The sequence below is a fragment of the Roseibium hamelinense genome, assembly GCF_007830545.1.
Classification (GTDB): domain Bacteria; phylum Pseudomonadota; class Alphaproteobacteria; order Rhizobiales; family Stappiaceae; genus Roseibium; species Roseibium hamelinense.
Genome location: NZ_VLLF01000005.1, coordinates 341,112 through 361,297, shown reverse-complemented (window position 1 = coordinate 361,297; position 20,186 = coordinate 341,112). Strand labels below are relative to the sequence as shown.

17 protein-coding genes, 1 tRNA gene and 1 pseudogene are annotated in these 20,186 nt (G+C 55.3%); 7 read left to right on the top strand and 12 right to left on the bottom strand.

The features are described from left to right. Nucleotides 1-124 precede the first annotated feature (124 nt). Both JM93_RS12675 and JM93_RS12670 read left to right on the top strand, forming a co-directional pair. Nucleotides 125-201, top strand: a tRNA-Met gene (locus tag JM93_RS12675). 674 nt (nucleotides 202-875) lie between these two features. Further along, the gene (locus tag JM93_RS12670; protein ID WP_425280825.1) at nucleotides 876-1,856 is read left to right on the top strand and encodes an ABC transporter substrate-binding protein; all 981 of its coding nucleotides are present in this window, start codon (nucleotides 876-878) and stop codon (nucleotides 1,854-1,856) included. A gap of 60 nt (nucleotides 1,857-1,916) precedes the next feature. Here the strand turns inward: JM93_RS12670 and JM93_RS22275 are convergent, their stop codons facing one another. The 7 genes and pseudogenes from JM93_RS22275 to JM93_RS22410 form a co-directional block, all read right to left on the bottom strand. Further along, nucleotides 1,917-2,048 carry a hypothetical protein gene (locus JM93_RS22275; RefSeq protein WP_280114422.1) on the bottom strand — a complete coding sequence of 44 codons (132 nt, stop codon included), beginning with the start codon at nucleotides 2,046-2,048 and terminating at the stop codon, nucleotides 1,917-1,919. Continuing rightward, a complete protein-coding gene (locus tag JM93_RS12665; protein WP_145343877.1) occupies nucleotides 2,035-3,546 on the bottom strand; it encodes a BCCT family transporter in 1,512 nt (503 codons plus the stop codon). The genes JM93_RS22275 and JM93_RS12665 overlap by 14 nt, the downstream gene beginning before the upstream one ends. Nucleotides 3,547-3,683: 137 nt before the next feature. Further along, nucleotides 3,684-4,997 carry an NAD-dependent dihydropyrimidine dehydrogenase subunit PreA gene (preA, locus tag JM93_RS12660; protein WP_145343875.1) on the bottom strand — a complete coding sequence of 438 codons (1,314 nt, stop codon included), beginning with the start codon at nucleotides 4,995-4,997 and terminating at the stop codon, nucleotides 3,684-3,686. Nucleotides 4,998-5,023: 26 nt separating this feature from the next. Next, nucleotides 5,024-6,379: an NAD(P)-dependent oxidoreductase gene (locus JM93_RS12655; RefSeq protein ID WP_145343873.1), complete on the bottom strand. Its 1,356-nt coding sequence runs from the start codon at nucleotides 6,377-6,379 to the stop codon at nucleotides 5,024-5,026. 230 nt (nucleotides 6,380-6,609) lie between these two features. Continuing rightward, nucleotides 6,610-7,068 carry a cupin domain-containing protein gene (locus JM93_RS12650; protein ID WP_145343871.1) on the bottom strand — a complete coding sequence of 153 codons (459 nt, stop codon included), beginning with the start codon at nucleotides 7,066-7,068 and terminating at the stop codon, nucleotides 6,610-6,612. 47 nt (nucleotides 7,069-7,115) lie between these two features. Next, nucleotides 7,116-8,084 carry an ROK family protein gene (locus tag JM93_RS12645; RefSeq protein ID WP_244300825.1) on the bottom strand — a complete coding sequence of 323 codons (969 nt, stop codon included), beginning with the start codon at nucleotides 8,082-8,084 and terminating at the stop codon, nucleotides 7,116-7,118. Nucleotides 8,085-8,219: 135 nt separating this feature from the next. Beyond that, a pseudogene (locus JM93_RS22410) lies at nucleotides 8,220-8,378 on the bottom strand (winged helix-turn-helix transcriptional regulator); the annotation flags it as partial. A 187-nt stretch (nucleotides 8,379-8,565) separates the two neighbouring features. Between JM93_RS22410 and xylB the strand changes: the two are divergent. The 4 genes from xylB to JM93_RS12625 all read left to right on the top strand — a co-directional run bounded on the left by xylB (nucleotide 8,566) and on the right by JM93_RS12625 (nucleotide 14,158). Further along, entirely contained in the window at nucleotides 8,566-10,017 is a 1,452-nt protein-coding gene (gene xylB, locus JM93_RS12640) for a xylulokinase (RefSeq protein ID WP_145343867.1), read from the top strand. 178 nt (nucleotides 10,018-10,195) lie between these two features. Next, entirely contained in the window at nucleotides 10,196-10,912 is a 717-nt protein-coding gene (gene otsB / locus JM93_RS12635; protein WP_145343865.1) for a trehalose-phosphatase, read from the top strand. A 29-nt stretch (nucleotides 10,913-10,941) separates the two neighbouring features. Next, nucleotides 10,942-12,750: a glycoside hydrolase family 15 protein gene (locus JM93_RS12630; protein ID WP_145343864.1), complete on the top strand. Its 1,809-nt coding sequence runs from the start codon at nucleotides 10,942-10,944 to the stop codon at nucleotides 12,748-12,750. Between the two features lie 31 nt (nucleotides 12,751-12,781). Beyond that, complete coding sequence (locus JM93_RS12625; RefSeq protein WP_145343862.1) at nucleotides 12,782-14,158, top strand: alpha,alpha-trehalose-phosphate synthase (UDP-forming); 1,377 nt, start codon at nucleotides 12,782-12,784, stop codon at nucleotides 14,156-14,158. On the opposite strand, the gene JM93_RS12620 is transcribed toward JM93_RS12625, so the two are convergent. The 3 genes from JM93_RS12620 to JM93_RS12610 are packed head-to-tail and all read right to left on the bottom strand — an operon-like array spanning nucleotide 14,139 to nucleotide 16,421. Next, nucleotides 14,139-14,300, bottom strand: coding sequence for a DUF2256 domain-containing protein (locus JM93_RS12620; protein WP_208995145.1), 162 nt, complete (start codon nucleotides 14,298-14,300; stop codon nucleotides 14,139-14,141). The genes JM93_RS12625 and JM93_RS12620 overlap by 20 nt on opposite strands. Nucleotides 14,301-14,302: 2 nt before the next feature. Continuing rightward, nucleotides 14,303-15,862 carry an FAD-binding domain-containing protein gene (locus tag JM93_RS12615; protein WP_145343858.1) on the bottom strand — a complete coding sequence of 520 codons (1,560 nt, stop codon included), beginning with the start codon at nucleotides 15,860-15,862 and terminating at the stop codon, nucleotides 14,303-14,305. A gap of 49 nt (nucleotides 15,863-15,911) precedes the next feature. Next, on the bottom strand, nucleotides 15,912-16,421 hold the full coding sequence (locus tag JM93_RS12610; RefSeq protein WP_145343857.1) for an MmcB family DNA repair protein: 510 nt from the start codon (nucleotides 16,419-16,421) through the stop codon (nucleotides 15,912-15,914). 241 nt (nucleotides 16,422-16,662) lie between these two features. Between JM93_RS12610 and JM93_RS12605 the strand changes: the two genes are divergently transcribed. Then, a complete protein-coding gene (locus JM93_RS12605; RefSeq protein ID WP_145343855.1) occupies nucleotides 16,663-17,169 on the top strand; it encodes a hypothetical protein in 507 nt (168 codons plus the stop codon). Here JM93_RS12605 and JM93_RS12600 read toward each other — a convergent pair. Both JM93_RS12600 and JM93_RS12595 read right to left on the bottom strand, forming a co-directional pair. Next, nucleotides 17,132-17,770, bottom strand: coding sequence for a hypothetical protein (locus JM93_RS12600; RefSeq protein WP_145343853.1), 639 nt, complete (start codon nucleotides 17,768-17,770; stop codon nucleotides 17,132-17,134). The two genes, JM93_RS12605 and JM93_RS12600, sit on opposite strands and share 38 nt — an antisense overlap. A gap of 484 nt (nucleotides 17,771-18,254) precedes the next feature. After that, nucleotides 18,255-20,039, bottom strand: a complete 1,785-nt coding sequence (locus JM93_RS12595; RefSeq protein WP_145343851.1) for a SulP family inorganic anion transporter — start codon at nucleotides 20,037-20,039, stop codon at nucleotides 18,255-18,257. Nucleotides 20,040-20,186: the final 147 nt, after the last annotated feature.

The window sequence follows — 20,186 nt, the reverse complement described above, 5'->3', positions numbered from 1 at the left end:
AGGCCTGCAAAGCGCAATTTGGACACTTCAGTGCACGATCGGCTAACGCCTACTTGAGTGCATCTCTTCAATCAAAGTGTGCAAACCCATCAGCACACCTCTTCAACGATAGCCTCCACCTTAACGCGGGATGGAGCAGCCCGGTAGCTCGTCAGGCTCATAACCTGAAGGTCGCAGGTTCAAATCCTGCTCCCGCAACCAAATACAAAAATGGCCGCCAAAAAGGGCGGCCTTTTGTGTATTCGGGCCGGGGATATTGGTCAGACCCTCAGCGCGCCCCATCAAGGAGCGCTGCGCCCGACGCAGAACGCCAAAAAAGACAAATCAGGATCCCGAAACCTAAAAACAGCCCGGCTTCATGCCGGGTTTTTTTGTTGGCCAACGCCTATAAACTCCAAACCCACCACCGCCCAAACGCAGACCGACAATCAAACGCCGAGGCACAAAAACAAAGCGGAAAACCATAAAACCCTAAAAGCACTACACATACCGAACCCTCCTGCTTGCCTCCTCGCGGGAACCAGAAACCAGACGCGCCTATAAACGCCATCAAAAACTCAGAAATAATAAGAGAACGGAAGATGCTTCTAGTAGCTATGAAACAGGAAGCTGTGGATCTTTCATATGTTCCGAGGCTGTACGTCAAATTCAAACCGAATTCCGAGGAATTCGAATGATTAAAAAATCAGCTTGACCAATCCAACGGCATTTTTCTACGATTTATTGACCAAATGGTCAGGCAGATCATCCGAAGAACAAACGCCTGCTTGTACCGTTCGTCTATCACCGTGGTCGCCATTGTGCGGTCCGGTGACCTTGGCAATTCGTCCGAGCGTTGAGTTCGGACTAAAATGAGGGGAACAGCAGTGAGTAGAATTTTGAAAGCGGGGCTAGCAGCTGCGTTTGCACTGAACATTTTCAGTGGTGCGGCACTAGCAGTTGATGAACTGACCTTGCAATTGAAATGGGTCACCCAGGGGCAATTTGCGGGATATTACGTCGCTGCCGACAAAGGCTTCTATGAAGAAGAGGGCCTTGATGTCACGATCAAGCCGGGTGGGCCGGATATCGCACCGCCTCAGGTGATCGCCGGCGGCGGTGCCGATGTCATCATCGACTGGATGCCGTCCGCTTTGGCCTCGCGTGAAAAGGGCGTGCCGCTTGTCAACATCGCGCAGCCATTTCAAAAGTCCGGCATGATGCTGACCTGCCGGAAGGAAACCGGCATCACCTCGCCGGAAGATTTCAAGGGCAAGACCCTTGGTGTCTGGTTCTTTGGCAATGAATATCCGTTCCTCTCGTGGATGAGCCAGCTTGGGATCCCGACCGATGGAAGTGACGGCGGCGTGACCGTGCTCAAGCAGGGCTTCAACGTCGATCCGCTTTTGCAAAAACAGGCCGACTGCATCTCGACGATGACCTACAATGAATACTGGCAGGTCATTGACGCGGGGATTCCGGCCGAGGAACTCATTGTTTTCAAATATGAGGATCAGGGTGTCGCGACGCTGGAGGATGGTTTGTATGTTCTTGAATCCAGCCTTGAAGACCCGGCGATGGTCGACAAGTTTGCCCGTTTTGTGCGCGCTTCGATGAAGGGCTGGGCCTATGCGGCCGAAAATCCGGAAGAAGCAGCGGACATTGTTCTTGAGAACGATGCGACCGGGGCGCAGACCGAAAAGCACCAGGTTCGCATGGTCGGGGAGATCAACAAGCTGGTCGACGGATCCTCCGGAGTTCTGGACATGGACGCCTATCAGCGCACGGTCGACACATTGCTGGCAGGCGGGTCCGACCCGGTGATCACCAAGGCGCCGGAAGGAGCCACCACAACGGTCGTGACCGACAAGATGTAACGCCCTTGCGTGAAGCAGGGTCATTCCGGCCGGCCAAGCCGCCCTCCGGGGCGGCTTTTTTCATTCGCCGGCGGGATCATCCGGCGGCGCTGCGCCAGATGGCCCGGGCCGGACCAGGATCCAGAACACAAACCCGATAAAGGCAAAGGTTCCGAGATTCATCAGCGTATCGACAGGATCACCCAGCAGCATGGCCAGCCTCCTTGCGTGCATCCAGCATCAGCGCCCGGATCAGGCAGGCCAGAAGCATGACCGTGATAAAGACGAAAGGCAGGGCGCCAAGAGCGATCAGGGTCTTCATGGCTTGTGCCGATCCCGATAGGATCATGGCCGCGCCAAGCATCCCGATCAGGCCGCCCCAGATGAGACGGACCTTTGTGCTCGGATTTTGGTCACCGCCGCTTGAAAACATGCCGAGGACGAAGGCGGCGCTGACAACGCTTGTCACGATGAAGAGGAATGCGGCAATGACCGTGGCCAGCGTCGTGAGGAAGGCAAAGGGCAACCGGTCGAGCAGGGCAAAGGTCATCCGCTCCACATTGGTTTGGGTCATGGCGAGCAGCTCCCCGGTGCCGTTGAGCGTTTCATACAATCCCACCCCGCCGAACGCACCGAACCAGATCGTCGAAAACAGCGTCGGCCCCAGGAGCACGCCGAGGACGAATTCGCGGATGGTGCGTCCCCTGGAAATCCGGGCGATGAACACGCCGACAAACGGGCCCCATGCGATCCACCAGACCATGTAGGTCAAGGTCCAGTCCCTGAACCACTGGTTGGCCTCGGTACCGAAGAAGGTGAAGGTCTGCAAGCCGCGCGGCAGGACATCGGCAACATAAACGCCAATTCCGCTGACAACCGAGTTCATCAGGTACTCGGTCGGTCCGAGGACTATTGTGTAGGCGACCAGGGCGATGGCCGTCAGCATGGCGATGTTGGAAAGTTTCGCCATGCCACTGCCGAGATCGACCAGAAGGGGCGGGATATAGGCGAGCACCATCACCGCGAACACGGCCCATAGCAGCCATGTCTGGGTGGTCTGTCCGCCGCCCAGAACCGTCAATCCGTCCGCCACCTGATAGACGCCCATGGCCACCGACCCGCCAACGCCGATGGCGATCGCGGCGATCGCCATGAAATCAGAAATCCAGCCGATTGCGGTAGCCCAGCGTTCGCCGGGAAACAGGTTTTTCAACGGCGCGCTGACCAGCATCGGTGTGCCGCGCCGGTAGCTGAAATAGGCAATCGCCAGCGCCGTTGTCCCGTAGATGGCCCAGGCGTGGATGCCCCAATTGAAATTGGTTGCAAGCAGAGCCTGCTCGGCCGCGATGGCGTCCGGAACGGCTTCGCTGATGACGTAGAAATGGGTCAGCGGTTCGGCCACGGCCCAAAAAAGGAGTCCGACGCCCATCCCGGCCGCAAACAGCATCGCGATCCAGGTGGGCGTGGAATATTCGGGCCGGTCGGTGTCGTCCCCCAGCCGGATGTCGCCGAACCTGGAGAAGGCCAGCCAGCCGCAGAACAGCAGCATGGTCGTCACGGACAGCATCACGAACCAGCCGCGGCTGATGAAATACTGGTCGACGATCTCCTTGGCTGTGGTCAGGAGGCTCGCCGGATCGATGACGCCCCAAATGCCGATAACGGCACAAAGCCCGACGGAAGCGGCGAGAAGTGTGCGGTCTGTCTGCATGGCGGCCCCGGTAATCCTTCTGTCTGTGAGCACGCTAATGGCAGCCCTTGAAAAAGCAAGGGGCCGGGCCAGCCAAAAAAAAATGCGCAGCCGGCGAACCGGCTGCGCGTAGCGTACGTTCTCCTGGAAGCTGTTACCTACTCAGCGGCTTCGGTGACCGCCATCGGGTTGTTCGGATGGGTTGTCCAGTTGGCGTAGGTTGGATCGACGCGCTTTCCGGTGCGCGGATCGATCTCGCCGGCCGCCATCGGCTCCATCGTTATGCAGTCCTCGACCGGGCAGACACTCACACACAGGTTACAGCCCACGCACTCCGCGTCGATCACCTCGAACTTGCGCACGCCGTCGACCATGTTTGTGATCGCCTGGTGGGACGTGTCCTCACAGGCAATGTGACAGCGGCCGCAGCTGATGCACAGGTCCTGATTGATCTTGGCCTTCGCGATGTAGTTGAGGTTCAGGTGCTGCCAGTCCGAGCAGTTCGGCACGGCCTTGCCGATGAACTGGTCGGTTGAGGTGTAGCCCGCACCCTCCATCCAGTCCTTGAGGCCCTCGATCATTTCCTGGACCACCTTGAAGCCATAGGTCATGGCCGCGGTGCAGACCTGCACGTTGCCCGCGCCAAGCGCCATGAACTCGGCTGCATCGCGCCAGGTCGTCACGCCGCCGATCCCGGAGACCGGCAAGCCATGGGTGGCCGGATCGCGGGTGATTTCGGCAACCATATTAAGCGCGATTGGCTTGACGGCCGGGCCGCAATAGCCGCCATGGGCGCCCTTGCCGTCGACGGTCGGGGTCGGCGCCATGGCATCCAGATCAACGCCGACGATCGAGTTGATCGTGTTGATCAGGGAGACCGCGTCGGCGCCGCCATTCTTGGCCGCCTGGGCCGGCTTGCGGATGTCCGTGATGTTCGGCGTCAGCTTCACGATGACGGGCATGCGCGTGTGCTTCTTGCACCAGCGGGTGACCATCTCGATATATTCGGGCACCTGGCCAACGGCCGAGCCCATGCCGCGTTCGCTCATGCCATGCGGGCAGCCGAAGTTCAGCTCGATGCCGTCGGCTTCCGTATCCTCGACCTTCTTGAGAACGTCGATCCAGTTCTGTTCCTCGCAGGGAACCATCAGTGAGACGACCATGGCCCGGTCCGGCCAGTCACGCTTTACCTTCTTGATTTCCTGGAGATTGACCTCCAGCGGCCGGTCGGTGATGAGCTCGATGTTGTTGAACCCGATCAGCTGCCGGTCCTTGCCGTGAATGGCGCCGTAACGCGGGCCGTTCACATTGACGACCGCCGGGTCTTCGCCGAGCGTTTTCCAGACAACGCCGCCCCAGCCGGCCTGAAAGGCGCGGACAACATTGTACTCCTTGTCCGTTGGCGGCGCGGAGGCGAGCCAGAACGGGTTGGGGGATTTGATTCCGATAAAGTCTGTGCGCAGATCAACCATGACGGGATCTCCTTCGTTTCAACCGGTCAGGCGCTGAGGGCGCGGTGGATCGAGGCCGCGGCGATCTTGCCGTCCTCGACAGCGGCAACCGTCAGGTCCTCGCCGCCCAGGATGCAGTCCCCGCCCGCCCAGACGTCTTCCAGACTGGTCTTGCGGTCCGCGTCGACCACGATCCGGCCCTTCTCGATCTGGATGTTGGGACCGGAGCCGTTGAGGTCTGCCGGAACAAGCGTCTGGCCGACGGCCTTGAACACCATGTCGGCGGAAAGCCGGACAACTTCCCCGGTGCCCACCAGAGAACCGTTATCGTCCTTTGTGCGCTCCAGATCGATGGCTGAAATATGCCCGTTTTCGGCGACCAGCGCCTTCGGTTGTGCCCAGGTCATGATCTTGACGCCGTTTGTCTGAGCGAGCTGCTGCTCATACTCGCTGGCGTTCATCCGCTCCTGGCCGCGGCGGTATGCAATGGTGACGTCTTCCGCCCCGAGCCGCTTGGTCTGGACAGCGATGTCCACGGCTGTCATGCCGCCGCCAATGACCACCACGCGGCGGCCGACGGGCAAGTCCGCATAGTTTTTCACCTGGCGCAGGTCGGCGATGTAATCGACCGCGTCCAGCACGCCGTCCTTGGCCTCGTTTTCCAGCCCGAGGCCGTTCACACCGGCAAGCCCCATGCCGAGGAACACCGCGTCATAGGCCGTGCGCAAATCGGCAAGGTGAATGGTCTCGCCCAGTTTTTCGCCGGTTTTCAGCGTGATGCCGCCGATGGACAGGATGAAATCGACTTCTTTCGCCGCGTAGTCGTCCACGGTCTTGTAGGTGGCGATGCCATATTCGTTGAGGCCACCGGCCTTTTCACGGGCCTCAAAGATGTCGATGTCGTGCCCCTCGACCGCCAGCGCATGGGCGCAGGCAAGACCGGCGGGACCCGCGCCAATCACCGCGATCTTCTTGCCGGTTGCGGCCTTGCGGGTGTAGGGCGTGGTGTCGTTTCCCGACATGTAATGATCGGTCGCGTAGCGCTGAAGCTGTCCGATCTTCACCGGCTTGCCTTCGGCAACTTCGCGCACACAGACTTGTTCGCACAAGGTTTCTGTCGGGCAGACCCGGGCGCACATGCCACCTAAGATGTTCTGATCGAAGATCGTCTTGGCTGACCCGGTCGGGTTGCCGGTCGAGATCTGACGGATGAACTGCGGGATATCGATGCTCGTCGGGCAGGCCTGAACGCAGGGCGCGTCGTAGCAGAAGTAGCAGCGGTCCGCTTCGACGGTTGCTTCATGCTGATCGAGCAGGGGATGCAGGTCGCTGAAATGTTTTTCGTACTCGGACTCATCAAGTCGGCCCGCTTTGATGTCGGGCATAGTGTTTGTCTCGGTCATTGGTGACCTCCGGAAGGACTGGCGATCTTTTTTGTTGGTACTTCTTTCCTTTGGTGAAGAAGCTGCCGGGTCTCATTGGAAAAAAATTTGAACAATTAGTCAAATATTTTTCCAGCCCGAGAAAATCGGATAAAAAAACTCATATTATATTGATATTTATCGCCAATACGTTAGGGCCATGGACGCGCCAGATTAAAATGTAGGCAGCTGTCATAAATGAGCACATTTGTTTAAATCGGTGGACCAAGAAACTCGATTTGCCATTTCTTGCTGAATGAATTCAGCGTCTTTTTATCCAAGTGGCCACCTTTCATGACATCGGCCAGCCCCGTGAAAAAGCCGGTCGCGTCGAGGCCGGGACAAATGATCACCAGCTGGCTCGCGATCGCATCGGTTTCATTACGAAACGCATGCGCACAGCCTCCTGGAATGGTCACAACGTCTCCCGTACGTGCGGTAAATCGCCGGCCATCAACCTCGTAGAGATAGGCGCCATTCAGGACGTGAAATATCTCGGTTTCACGATGACGATGCAGCGGTGGACCAAACCCCGGCGCATTGTTGGTTTCGATGATTGTCATTTGACCGTCATTCCATGCAGGATCCAGGCGGACCCGCATCTCAAGGCCAATCTCCGGAATTTTGACGGCTGGCTCGTCAGCATGCGTGTGTGAAAATAACCATGTCATCAGCCCGAATCCCTCATGCGCTTCCTGCCGTACATGCGCGAATCCCTTTAGCTCGCATTTTCCTTAAGACCCTGATTGCGAATGGTCGAGCGTGCCAATGAGAAGGACATCTTGCTATAGTCTAGCCTCTCTATCGTAGAAGCAAGAAGCCCCTTAAACACGTAGTCTGTATCCCAGGGTAGAACATCCACAACGAGCGATTGGTTCAGGCCTGGCGGTAAAGTTTGGGCGAGGGCCTTTTCAATGCCACCTTTCATGAAAGGCATCGCTTGAGCAGAAGTGCCGGTTACGACGAAGGCATCAGGATCAAGAATGGCTTTTAGCCTGCCGATGCCAATTCCGAGATTCACGCCCGCGCGCTCAAACAGAGACAATGTCTCCGGATGACCGGTTTCCGCTTGCCTGATCAGACTCTCAACAAAGCCATCCGGTTCTACAATATCTTGGGGCAGCGTGTTTTGAGGCAGGTTTGACGCCTGACGGAAAAGCGCATAACTTCCTAGATAGGCTTCCAGACATCCTTGGCGCCCGCAGCGGCAAAGTGCTCCCTCCGGAATATGGCAGCAATGCCCTAGCTCACCGGCCATGCCATTGGCGCCGCTGTAGAGTTTACCGTCCAAGAACAAGGCCATGCCGAGTCCTTTGTCCAATAAAACCACTGCAAAATTCTGACGGTACTTTTCAGGCTCCTTCCAGTGCAGAGCTGCAGCAACCATGTTGGTGTCGTTGGAAACAAAACTTGGACAACCGAAACGTTCTTGTAGGGTTTTTGACACGGGCAGAGCTTGATCGGGTGAAAACGGGCTCCAGGATACAACCCCCTCGTCGGTTTGGACTACCCCTGGGAAGGCAACATTGATTTCCCGAATGAGGTCTGCTGGATGGTCCGAATGGGCAAGAAAACTTGAAATCTTGGCGGTAAAGTAATTTAGGAATCCAAGCCGTTTGACATCATGCAGCAAGAATTTCTCGACCTTACTCGCTTTGGTATTGCCGGCAAAATCGACCAGAGCCAAGCCAAAGCTGTCGGGTAAAATGCGTGCAAGTAGGAAAGAGCCAAAATCTGGGTTTATGGACAGCAACGCCCGCGGACGCCCGCGTGTGTTTTGCTCGCCCGGGAGATCTTCATCACTGCCGATAATAAGACCTTGATGGAGAAGTTCGGAGGTGATGGCAGTGACAGTTGCTGGGCTTAGTCCAGTCTGACGGCAAATGTCTACACGTGCCGCTGAGGTGTTGCGCCGAAGCGCTCGTAAAATACCGGCGCGGTTTTGTTCACGAACCCGGTCCTGACTTCCGCGCCCCCTCATATACCGTCATACGCCACGTCAGCGTCCTCCCCCTAATTTGTTCGGGCGTTGGGCAATGGCAAAGCTTCTTTGATGGCTGTTCACCCGATTTTTGTGTCTTCTATGCTCGCACTGTTGAAAGGGACGGGCAACCGGTACGGTTCCTGAGCCGCGTTTGACCGGCGGGGGCCGATTCTTGGAGTGGAATATGTTTGTTGGAATAGACATGGGGACCAGTTCGATCAAAGTCCTTCTGATCAATCACGAGCAAGTACCCGTGGCCGCGCACAGTATTTCCCTTTCAATTGATAGACCCGCACCGGGTTGGTCCGAACAAGACCCTGAGGACTGGTGGCACGCAGTCTGCACCGCGTTTGATGCCCTGAAAAAAAACCATCCAAAGGAACTGGCCGCAGTCAAGGCGATTGGATTGTCTGGGCAAATGCACGGCGCCACCCTGATCGGCGCAGATGGCAAGTCGCTTCGGCCATGCATCCTTTGGAATGACGGACGTTCCGCTTCTCAAGCGAAAGCGCTCGAACTCGCAGAACCTGGCTTTAATTCAATAGGCGGAAATCGTCTTATGCCGGGGTTCACTGCGCCAAAGTTGCAATGGGTTCGCGAGAATGAGCCCCTTGTTTTCGAAAAGATCAAAAAGGTCCTTCTGCCAAAAGACTACGTTCGGTTTAAACTGACTGGGGAATATGCCAGTGATATGTCTGACAGCTCGGGAACGCTTTGGCTGGACATCAAAAAGCGGGCCTGGTGCAACAGCTTGCTGGAAGCCACAGGATTGACTGCGGAACACATGCCCGAGTTGGCGGAAGGAACTGACGAGACAGGACGCTTGAGGCCGGATCTCTGCCAAGAATGGGGCTTTCGGTCCGCGCCGATAGTGGCCGGAGGGGCCAGTGACAACGCAGCTGCGGCTTGCGGTATAGGTGCTGCACAGGACGGGCAGGGGTTTGTGTCTTTGGGGACTTCGGGCGTTGTTTTTGTTGCCAATGACCGTTTTTCTCCAAATGTCAGCGGCGGTGTACACGCGTTCTGTCACGCACTGCCTGAAACCTGGCATCAAATGGGCGTCGTGCTGTCTGCAGCGGACAGCCTGAATTGGCTCGCCGGAGTATTGAGGCGCAGCGCAAGTGATCTGGCAGATGAAGTCGGTTTGATATCCAATCCGGCTAGAAGCATGTTCCTTCCGTATCTTGCAGGTGAACGAACACCTCACAATGATGTCGATATTCGCGCGGGTTTTTTGGGCCTATCGCATGACAGCACAGAAACGGAGCTTGTTCACGCGGTTATGGACGGTGTTGCTTTTGCTCTCAAGGATTGCCTTGAAGCTCTCAAACGGGCTGGAACGCAGGTAGACCAGCTTGTTGCCGTCGGCGGGGGCTCCAGATCAATCGGCTGGGTCAGAATTATCGCGAATGCAATGGGTATTCCAATTCACGTTCTTTCTGGTGTAAATCTTGGTGCTGCACTTGGAGCTGCACGTCTTGCAATGGCGGCTTCTGGCGCCAGTTTGGCCGAGGTATTTTCTCCCCCTAATACATCGCGAACAATTGAGCCTGATCGCGCGCTCAGTGCGCACTACCAAGATGCTTACGGGCGGTGGCGTCGTTTATATCCCGCTTTAAAGGAAACGGGTTTCTGACAAACTGTTAAATCTTATCGGTGCCAATGCGGACGCCTCCGGGAAAATACCTGATTGATTTCTGCTTTTCAGTTTCCCGAACTATTTTTTTTGAGGGCTAAATTTTTTCTTGATATCGGGTTCTCAATAAGTTTGGACTCAGAAAATTTCGTGGCGTGCTGTCAAGAAGATCGAAAACATGGGTGTTCCGCCGCTTTCTACCAATATCGCGTTGTTTCTGGATTTTGATGGAACGCTCGTGGAGCTTGCTCCTAGGCCAGAAGATGTTGCGGTGCCTGCGGGAACACCTGTCGTTTTGCGAAACTGGCTGGACCAGTTGGAAGGCGCCGTCGCTATTGTTTCCGGCCGTCCGATCGATGAAATCGATGCGTTTCTCGCGCCCTGCAAGTTTCCGGCCGCCGGACTCCACGGTTTGCAGCACCGGTGGGAGCAAGAGGGAATTGTTGAACGTGATACACCCGATATCGGTCTTCTTAAGCTGAAGGAGCTAGTGCTGAGCTCCGGCTTGATCGGGGAAGACATTTTGCTGGAAGACAAGGATGCTGCTTTTGCGGTGCACTATCGCGCCGCCCCGGTTCGGGAGCCGGACGTTAGGGCTCTGATGGGGCAGCTCGTTAAGAAATTCCCGGCCCTCCATCTTGTTGAAGGTAAAATGGTTGTCGAGGCCAAGCCAAAGGCGCGAGACAAAGGAAAAGCGGTGCAGGATTTCATGAAAATCCTGCCGTTCAGGGGAAAAACACCGATATTTGTTGGCGACGACGTCACAGATGAAGATGGCATGGCCGCTGCTGAGCAAGCAGGGGGCTATGGCATCAAGGTTGGTGCTGGCCCGACGTGCGCCCGGTATCGCCTACAAGATGTTGCCGCCGTATACGAATGGCTGGCAAAAAAGTAATCACTCACCCTTCGGAGAAAATGTTTCATATGGGTTGGACATCGCCAATTTCTCAGCAGCAGTCGCTGGACCTTGCAATGATCGGCAATTGTTCGATCGCAGGCTTAATCGACAAAATGGGGGCAATCCAATGGTGTTGCCTGCCACGGTTTGACGGTGATCCTGTGTTCCATGCCTTGCTCGGCACAAACGGTGAGGAAGGCGATGGCGCTTTTGCGATTGAGCTAAACGGCGCTGTCCGGTCTGAACAGGAATACGTTCAAAACACGGCGATTGTGAAAACACGGGTGTTCGATGGCCAGGGCAATGCGATCGAGATCACGGACTTCGCTCCGCGGTTCACGACAAAGGGACGCATGTTCCGCCCGAATGGCATTGTGCGCCGGGTCCGGCCTTTGTCCGGGCACCCCCGGATCAGGGTTCGGTGTCGGCCGCGGTTCGCTTGGGGCCAGCGGGTTCCGGACATGACGTTTGGATCTAACCATGTCCGTTGGGTGGGCAATGGTATGGCACTGCGCATGACCACCAATGCATCGGTCACCTTTGTGCGCAACGAAACACCATTTCTCCTCGATGGCTCGTTGTCTTTTTACATAGGTCCGGATGAATCACTGACAGACCATCCAGAACGTGTTTGCCGTGACTTCGAAGAAAATACGGAAACCTATTGGCGGCACTGGACCCGTCGGTTGTCACTGCCCCTAGAATATCAGGAGGCTGTGATCCGGGCGGCGATCACTCTTAAACTGTGCACCTATGAAGAAACCGGCGCGATTATAGCTGCGGCGACGACATCTGTACCGGAGGCCGACAAGACCGAGCGCAACTGGGACTACCGCTATTGCTGGCTGCGTGATGCGTTTTTTGTTATCCGCGCTCTAAATTCCCTCTCTGAGATGGAGACTATGGAGAATTATCTCCGCTACCTGAACAACATAGCGGCGATCACGGACGGTGGGCATGTACAGCCGCTGTTCGGCATTGGTATGGAAGAAAAGCTCGTCGAAGAGATCGTTGATTTACCAGGTTATCGCGGCAATGGTCCTGTCCGGGTTGGGAACCAGGCCTATGAACACTTTCAGCACGATGTGTATGGCAATATTGTTTTAGGCGCTGCGCAGGCCTATTTCGACAGGCGCCTGCTGCATCAACCGGGTCTTGAGGACTTCAAGCGGCTTGAGCAGGTTGGCGAGCGGGCTTATGCCATGCACGATCAACCGGATGCAGGGATGTGGGAACTTCGAACCCGCGCCCGCGTTCACACTTCGTCGTCGTTGATGTGCTGGGCTGCGTGCGACAGGCTTGCCAAAATCGCCAAGCAGTTTGGCCTGCAGGACCGGGCAGACTATTGGCAAGAACGGGCAAGCGAAATTCACTCGGTGATCTGCAAGCGGGGCTGGAACGAAGACGTAGGCGCATTTGTTGAAAGTTTCGAGGGAGCCGACCTTGATGCCAGCCTTTTGTTGATGGCGGAGGTCGGATTTCTGCCTGCAAACGATCCGCGGTTTATTGCGACGGTTGACAAGATTGGTGCGAGCCTTCGTCGTGGAAACCATCTGTTCCGCTACCACGCTGCCGACGATTTTGGCGCGCCCGAAAACGCCTTCAATATCTGTACTTTCTGGTACATTGACGCACTAGCCCGGATCGGGAGGAAAGAAGAAGCGCGCGATATTTACGAAACAATGCTGTCTTGCCGGAACCATGTCGGGCTCTTGTCAGAAGATACGACCCCTGCGACCGGAGAACTGTGGGGCAACTTCCCGCAGACCTATTCAATGGTCGGAATTATAAACGGTGCTGTTCGATTAAGTGCGGGATGGGACACAGTCACCTAACCTGTCGGTTTTGAAATCTAAGGAGAAATAAATGGGGCGGCTCGTCGTCGTATCTAATCGTGTTGGACCACTTAAAGATACGGGGCGGGCTGGTGGCTTGGCAGTCGCGTTGGTAGACGCACTGACCAAAACCGGTGGTATTTGGTTCGGATGGAGCGGAAACGTCTCCGAAGAAGGCAGTTTTGGCCAATTACAGCGCCAGAAGACCAAGTCGGTTCAAATGGTCCAGATCGACATGACCAAGGCCGACTACGACGCCTTTTATGCAGGATATGCCAATCGCACACTTTGGCCTGTCCTGCACTACAGGCTTGATCTTGCAGATTTCGACCGTCGATTTGAGCAAGGGTACAGATACGTGAACGAACGGTTCGCGACCCGCTTGCGACCGCTCGTGGAGCCTGACGATGTCATTTGGGTGCACGACTATCACTTCCTGACAATGGCGGCGAGCCTTCGTAGTATGGATGTCAGAAACCCATTGGCATTTTTTCTCCACATCCCATTTCCTGCACCAGAAATCCTGGCAGCGCTGCCCAACGCTGCTTCAATTGTTCGAGCCATGATGGCCTACGATCTGCTTGGGTTTCAGTCAGAGCGTGACGCTGATAACTTTCGTCGGTTTGCAATTGAGGAAATTGGTGCGACCGATATTGGAGACGGCAAGGTTCGATTTGGCAATCACGAAACCATTGCTCGTGCCTACCCAATTGGAATCGACGCGGAAGCTTTCGCAAAATTTGCCATGTCCCCTGACGCCCGGCGTCATATGACCCGGCTCGATAAACTGATGGGTGGGCGCCAGCAGATTATCGGTGTTGACCGGATCGACTATTCCAAAGGGCTTCCGGAGCGATTTAGGGCGTATGAACGCCTTTTAGAAGATTACCCAGAAAACCGTGGGCGCTTGTCTCTTATGCAGATCGCACCGCCGTCACGAGCCGAACTTAACGCCTATATCGAAATTCGGCGCGAACTGGACGAGATGACAGGCCACGTAAATGGTCGCTTTGCTGATCTTGATTGGACGCCAATCCGCTTCCTCACCAAATCATTTCCGCGACGGGCGCTTGCTGGAATATACCGCGTGAGCCGGATCGGGCTGGTCACGCCGCTGCGTGACGGTATGAATTTGGTTGCGAAAGAGTACATTGCTGCGCAACGCGCCGAAGATCCCGGGGTCCTCGTGCTGTCGCGTTTTGCTGGTGCTGCTGAAGGCATGAAGGAAGCCGTTATCGTGAATCCGCATTCTGCGGAAGAAGTCGCAGCCGGGATCCAAAGTGCGATTACCATGCCGCTCGACGAACGGCGGGATCGGTGGCAGTCCATGTTCGAGCGCTTGTGCCGCGACGATGCAATTGCTTGGTCCAATGCAATCATGAAGGATGTTATGGCTGTGCACCGCTAGACAGGCTGACACTCTTCGATTTGCGGCATCGCTCCGAGCAGTATCGGACATTGTCCCAGTCGCGAGCCCATTTTTTTCGCCATGAAAAAGGCTTGCCGCATGAGGCGCAGATCTTTTGGGGCAAATCTCCCTTCCGCTTCATCTTCATGAGTTTGATCCGAAAAGATCTGTTTGTGCTGTATCCGATGACTTCGCGCGACTGCTACCGCGCTCTTGTCCGCGCATCGGAATGCCGCTTTTCCGGCTGCCGTGCTTTTTCTGGATGGAATTTGCGCCTTCCCGAAAGGTCCTTCCCTTGCGCACGCCCCACACCTTCTCGCGAGCCTCCTTTGCAGCGGTCAAGTGGTCCACGATGGGAAAAGGATAGGACTTTCCGAGAATTCGGCCGGCATTGTCGGCTTTCCAGGGCTCATGAAGGTAACGCATTTCGATGTCCGAGAGTTCTGGAACCCATTTGCGCACAAATTCGCCCTCAGGGTCCTGATCCTTACCCTGCTTGACTGGATTGTAGATGCGCACTGTGTTTATGCCTGTCGTGCCAGATTGCATCTGAATTTGGGACCAATGAATACCTGGTTCATAATCCGTGAATAAACGCGCTAGGTGGAGTCCTGGTTGGCGCCAATCCAGCCAGAGATGATAGCTGGAAACTGCGACAAGCATTGCGCGCATGCGAAAATTCATCCATCCCGTTGCGGACAGTGCGCGCATGCACGCGTCAACAAACGGAAGGCCAGTCTCTCCCTGTTTCCATGCATTCAAGCGGGTTTGGTCAGGCTCGCTCGGGCGTAGGTCATCATACGCGTGGTGCAAATTCTCATATTCAAGCCGCGGCTCGTCTTCCAGCTTCTGCATGAAATGACAGTGCCAGTGCAGACGCCCAGAAAAAGAACGCATGGCTGCCCGCCACTTCGTCTTCCCGGCGTTTGATGTTTGTTTGAGTTCGCGTTGCCGGGCCCATGTCGCTTGAGCCACTTCGCGCATAGAGAGGCTGCCAAACGACAGATAGGGCGAAATCCTCGAACATGCGTCAAATGCAAACACTGGCGTGGCCATGCCTGCTTGATAAGGTTTGCCACGTTCGTAGAAAAAACTGTGCAAGGTCACTTCGGCTTCAGCGCGGCCGCCCCGCTGACGATGCGGACAATGGTCGTGTGAAACGGCTATGCTAGTTGCATTGGGGGCACACCCGAGGTCAATGCCCGCAACGGGCTCCAGCTGCGGCGCCTGATGAGCGGGTTGGGCCATGAAACTGTCCCATCTCTTTGCCCAGCCATCCCTGCTTGTCAAACGCCGCACCACACCAAACTGCGGAATTTCATGCCACGCGACACCACGTTCTCGGCACCATGCATTTACACGCAAGTCCCGTTGATAGGTCCAATTGTTACCGGTCTCCTCATGAGACCACAGAGCTTCTATACCAAACTCGTCATGAAACTCTTTGAGAACCTGTCGGATTTCACCAGTCCTGATGATCAGAGGCTGGCCCAAAGAGCCCAAATCCTCAAGTAAGCTTGTTAGGCACTCTTTCAGAAAGTTGAAATGCCGCCCCGACGCGTCAGGCTCAGCCCAAAGATCGGGTTCAAAGACATAAAGTGGTATGACTGGCCCTCGCCGAGCAGCCAGCGCCAAAGGGGCATGGTCTACGACGCGCAAATCGCGCTTGTACCAGACAACTTGGATCTTGGATGTTTCGGGCATCGTTCTCACGGATTATGTGTACTTTACGTTAAGAAAGCCAACTGGATCGCTAGCCCGTTTCAAAGAGTGCTTTGATCTCGGGATCGTGAAGATCGTGCAATCTCATCGCTGCCGCTCGGGCAAACCGCATTGTTACCGCTTTCCGGGTTGCTCCGCTTAGTCTGTGTTCTGGCGCATCCCGAACGATTGCCGCAGCATATCCGTCTGAAACAATGAGACCTGCATTTTCCGGAAAGATATTTGCTGGAACGTCAGGATGAGTGGCAAAAAAGAGTTTGTCGCAGTGCTGCCGATAATCTGGCCACTTGGTGTCGGCCCGGAAATCGGCGGTCGAAGACTTCACTTCAATAATCCAGAGTTCGTGTTTTGGCCCCAACGCCAACAAGTCTGCTCTCCGGCCCGATGAAAGCGTGACTTCTGAGAGGCAGGCAAAACCCAAACCACGAAGCGCTCTCGCTGAACCACGCCATATGCTCAAAGCTGCCGTAGATTGGCGGCCGTCCTTTAACGGATCATCCATCGAAATGCATGCTGGTTGGTTTGTGATCGCATTATCCATTCTACATATGTTCTATATTTGTTCTGATTTGGCAAGTGTGATCGCGAAGAGGATTTAATGTTCTTTGAAAAATTCGCCGGTATTTGTTAACCCTTAAACCGTTTGTTGTCCGTCTGCAGAACGGTCTATCCGTGTCCAAAATGACACGGCTTGGCAAAGGAAATTTGATGTGGGCATCCTTAGGCATTGCAGCAGGATGGGTTTCGTTTCTAGTGTATATCCACTTGCGTAAGAGTGGAGTATGACATTGGCAATTCGCCAATTAGCCCTGTTTTGCCTCGCCGTAGCTTCGGTCTTTATTACGTCGCCGGTGAACGCAGCCAAAGGCGACCGTCAGGTCTCTTTACCGCGATCTTCGCCGTTGCTTGAAGGTAAGGTTCTTGATCTTCGTTTTGCTGAATTTGCACAAGGAATCTGGGCGAAGGATCACGCGGTCTGTGACAGTCTAACGAGAATTGATCGTGCTCAACCAGGTGAGGCTCTCGCCATTTTTAGAGGGCTCTTCGAAGCGCCTGGCCAAATCTGCAATGTCTATGGTGCTGAGCACAGGCCTTCTCGCGTCCAACGCGCTGCAATGAACTGCAGGTTGGACAGCGGAGGCTCTGCGCTCGGCCTCGTTACTGTTCAAAAACGCGGCGACGCGATTTTGCTGGTTCAGGATGGCGAAGGTGTTCCCATGGCTTTCTCCTTTTGCCGTCCCATCCCGCCACTTATGGAGCCGGCTGGTCAGTCGACAGCTCAAGATTGAGACCCAGGGTTTCCCCAAGATCCTTCATGGCGCGATCGACCGGAAAAACCTTACTTGTCTGAATCATGAGGTCACAAGCATCATATGTGCGGCCCAACTGACAAAGCAGTCGTATCCGGTGTAGTGGCAATTGCTTCCTCCACCGCTTTGGTAAGGTGGATAAAACGTTAGAATGTGCGATGAGGTCTTCCGCCTTTTCTATCCATGATAGCGCCGTTTGAAGGTCGCCTTGAACCTCCGAAATCTTAGCGGCTAACCAAATCATACCTGGATTTTGCTCAAAGCACGGCAGAGCTCGCAGACCTGAAACAGAAACTTGGTTTCCAGACATCAGCTGTTCTGCTGTAAGGCCAAATTGTTCCAGTGACTTTACCGGAACATCTGCGAGCAGATTTTTCGACGCGAGCTCGATTTCGGGAGGCCGATTGAATGTCATAATCAGCCGCCGAATAATGTTGAGACTGTATAGGTGGTCGTGGTTTGCATGGGAGGACCAGACAAGATGATGTTTTGCATGCGGCAACCGGTCAAACGCAACTGCCGCATTCAGAGCATCAACTGGATCGCAGACCCCAAAAAAGCAGTGAACCGGGTGGGGCATTGGCAATGCTTCCAGGCCTACGGCCAATGTGCTTGCCGCGGCAATGTGCTCAGCGCTTTGGCTTCCAGGCCGGCCAAGCTCAAGCTCCGGGCCAAAAGCGTAGATGGTTCCGTCACGCCTTCGCAGTCCCGTGGTCAAGGCTCCATAGCCCCCCATTGAGGATCCGTAGTATACAACGCGATTAGGCTCTGCTTCGATCGTGGCCGTCTGAACCGCGTGGTCGATGTGTCGGTCCAGATCAATGTACCAGCCGTTAACTAGGTCATTTAACAAAAGGCACGAATGCCGGGTGCGTGCGAAAAGCCGGTTAAGTCCGAATTTGCCGTCGGGCACTCTGACCTGTGAGAACACGACAACAAGTATCTCACCACCTCGATTGACAAGGTGAGATTTGAGCCGGCCTTGGTCATATTCGTGTTTACCAGTCTGCATCGTCGAAACATCGCTGAAGTGCGCAGATAAAGAAATTCAGAGTTCCATGCATCTAGATCTCTGGCCCGGACCACACGTCGGATTGAGCAGTCTTCTTTGGCGTTCGCGCTTCTGAGATGTGCGCAGTCAAGGGATCAAGCGTGCACAGAGCATCATATTGGCTCAAAAACACCTGACCGGTCAGATGCTCCAGGAACGGTGTTTTTTGGAGACGGTCCATGACTGGACCCTTAACTTCCGACAAGTGGAACTGGACTCTTGAGTCAGAGAGGCGGTGGTTGATTTCTTCAAGACTTTCCAACGCACTTGCATCGATTTCATTGATGGCCGGACACATCAGGACGACGTGCTCGATGTCGGGTTTGGCCGCGACAAGCGCATATATCTTGTCTTCCAAATACCGGCTGTTGGCAAAGAAAAGGCTCTCGTCGACCCGCACCGACAGCACGCGCTCACCGGTTGCAACCTTGTGTCTGTCGATGTTCCGGAAATGCTCTGTGCCGGGTACGATCCCAACCACTGCCATGTGGGGCCGGCTATTGCGGTAAAGATAAAGCGCGATCGACAATCCGACCCCTGTAACAATCCCCTTTTCCACCCCAAAAAACAACGTAATGAGTATGGTCGCGGCCATAGAGACAAAATCGCTTTTTGAGTAATCGAATGTGCGCTTGATTGCTGCAAAATCAACAAGCGACAAGACGGCCACGATAATGGTCGCGGCCAACGTTGCCTGAGGAAGGTTGGTCAAGAGCGGCGTCAGGAAAAGTGTTGCGAGGGCGATCCCAATAGCTGTGAATGCGCCTGCCGCCGGTGTTGCAGCACCGGCGTCAAAATTGACCACAGACCTTGCAAAGCCTCCTGTCACCGGATATCCGCCGGAAATCGCAGAAGCGATGTTTGATGTTCCAAGACCAATCAGTTCCTGATCAGGTGCGATCCGCTGACGTTTTTTTGCGGCCAGAGTTTGGGCAACCGAAACAGATTCGACGAAACCGATGACAGAGATGAGCAGCGCAGGGCCAGCCAAGGCCAGCCAGAGCTCGCTTTCGAAGCGCGGCAACTGTGGAACCGGCAGTCCAGACGGGATGTCTCCAACCAATCGGACGCCTTGTGAACCGAGGTCTAGGGCAGCTGCCAGGGCCGTGGTTGCGGCAACTGCAGCAACAGGTCCAGCTTTCGTCAAGATGTCTGCTGCAAATGGTTTGAAACCGGCACTGATCAGGGCAGGTTTTAGGCCTTTTCGGACCCAAAATAAAAATACAGTCGCCGCTGCCCCGATTGCGAACGTGATCCAGCTGATGGAACTGAGATGCAGGAAGATGGATTGTAGAATTTCCAAAAGCGTGTGGCCGCTTGCCGGAATCCCGAGGATGTGCTTGAGCTGGCTGGATGCGATCAAAAGACCCGACGCCGTGATGAAGCCCGAAATAACCGGGTGGCTTAAAAGGTTGGCCAGAAAACCGAGCCTCAGCAGTCCCATCGCGACGAGCATGAGACCGGATAGGAACGCAAGCGCTATTGCGGCACCCAGATATTCTGGAGTGCCTTGGCTGGCCAGTTCACCAACAGCGGATGCAGTCATCAATGAGACGACTGCGACCGGACCAACAGCTAGCGCACGGCTGGTACCGAAGACTGCGTAGGCGACCAGAGGCAAGATCGACGCGTACAGCCCGATTTCTGGAGGTAGGCCGGCCAACAGCGCATAGGCAAGCGATTGCGGGATCAGCATGATCGTCACAATGACCGCTGCAACGAGATCGCTTATCGCGGTCTCCTTGTTATAGCTCTTACCCCAGTCAAGAATCGGGAAATACTTCAGAACTGCGTTCATGGTCCTGGGTTTCCTAAGGACAATCGGCGAAACAAAACCGAGCCGGCATCTCGGCTCGGAGTATTTTGGATAGTCTTGGCGATTTTCCCTGGTTTTTGTCCAGTCGGCTCACCGTTCACGGAACTGTGGAAGGCTACGACGACTGGG

Bases quoted from the DNA above. Each gene is read 5' to 3' on its own strand.
- JM93_RS22275 (WP_280114422.1), bottom strand. From the start codon at position 2,048: ATGCTGCTGGGTGATCCTGTCGATACGCTGATGAATCTCGGAACCTTT.
- JM93_RS12665 (WP_145343877.1), bottom strand. From the start codon at position 3,546: ATGCAGACAGACCGCACACTTCTCGCCGCTTCCGTCGGGCTTTGTGCC.
- preA (WP_145343875.1), bottom strand. From the start codon at position 4,997: ATGGTTGATCTGCGCACAGACTTTATCGGAATCAAATCCCCCAACCCG.
- JM93_RS12655 (WP_145343873.1), bottom strand. From the start codon at position 6,379: ATGACCGAGACAAACACTATGCCCGACATCAAAGCGGGCCGACTTGAT.
- JM93_RS12650 (WP_145343871.1), bottom strand. From the start codon at position 7,068: ATGACATGGTTATTTTCACACACGCATGCTGACGAGCCAGCCGTCAAA.
- xylB (WP_145343867.1), top strand. From the start codon at position 8,566: ATGTTTGTTGGAATAGACATGGGGACCAGTTCGATCAAAGTCCTTCTG.
- otsB (WP_145343865.1), top strand. From the start codon at position 10,196: ATGGGTGTTCCGCCGCTTTCTACCAATATCGCGTTGTTTCTGGATTTT.
- JM93_RS12630 (WP_145343864.1), top strand. From the start codon at position 10,942: ATGGGTTGGACATCGCCAATTTCTCAGCAGCAGTCGCTGGACCTTGCA.
- JM93_RS12625 (WP_145343862.1), top strand. From the start codon at position 12,782: ATGGGGCGGCTCGTCGTCGTATCTAATCGTGTTGGACCACTTAAAGAT.
- JM93_RS12620 (WP_208995145.1), bottom strand. From the start codon at position 14,300: ATGAAGCGGAAGGGAGATTTGCCCCAAAAGATCTGCGCCTCATGCGGC.
- JM93_RS12615 (WP_145343858.1), bottom strand. From the start codon at position 15,862: ATGCCCGAAACATCCAAGATCCAAGTTGTCTGGTACAAGCGCGATTTG.
- JM93_RS12610 (WP_145343857.1), bottom strand. From the start codon at position 16,421: ATGGATAATGCGATCACAAACCAACCAGCATGCATTTCGATGGATGAT.
- JM93_RS12605 (WP_145343855.1), top strand. From the start codon at position 16,663: ATGACATTGGCAATTCGCCAATTAGCCCTGTTTTGCCTCGCCGTAGCT.
- JM93_RS12600 (WP_145343853.1), bottom strand. From the start codon at position 17,770: ATGCCCCACCCGGTTCACTGCTTTTTTGGGGTCTGCGATCCAGTTGAT.
- JM93_RS12595 (WP_145343851.1), bottom strand. From the start codon at position 20,039: ATGAACGCAGTTCTGAAGTATTTCCCGATTCTTGACTGGGGTAAGAGC.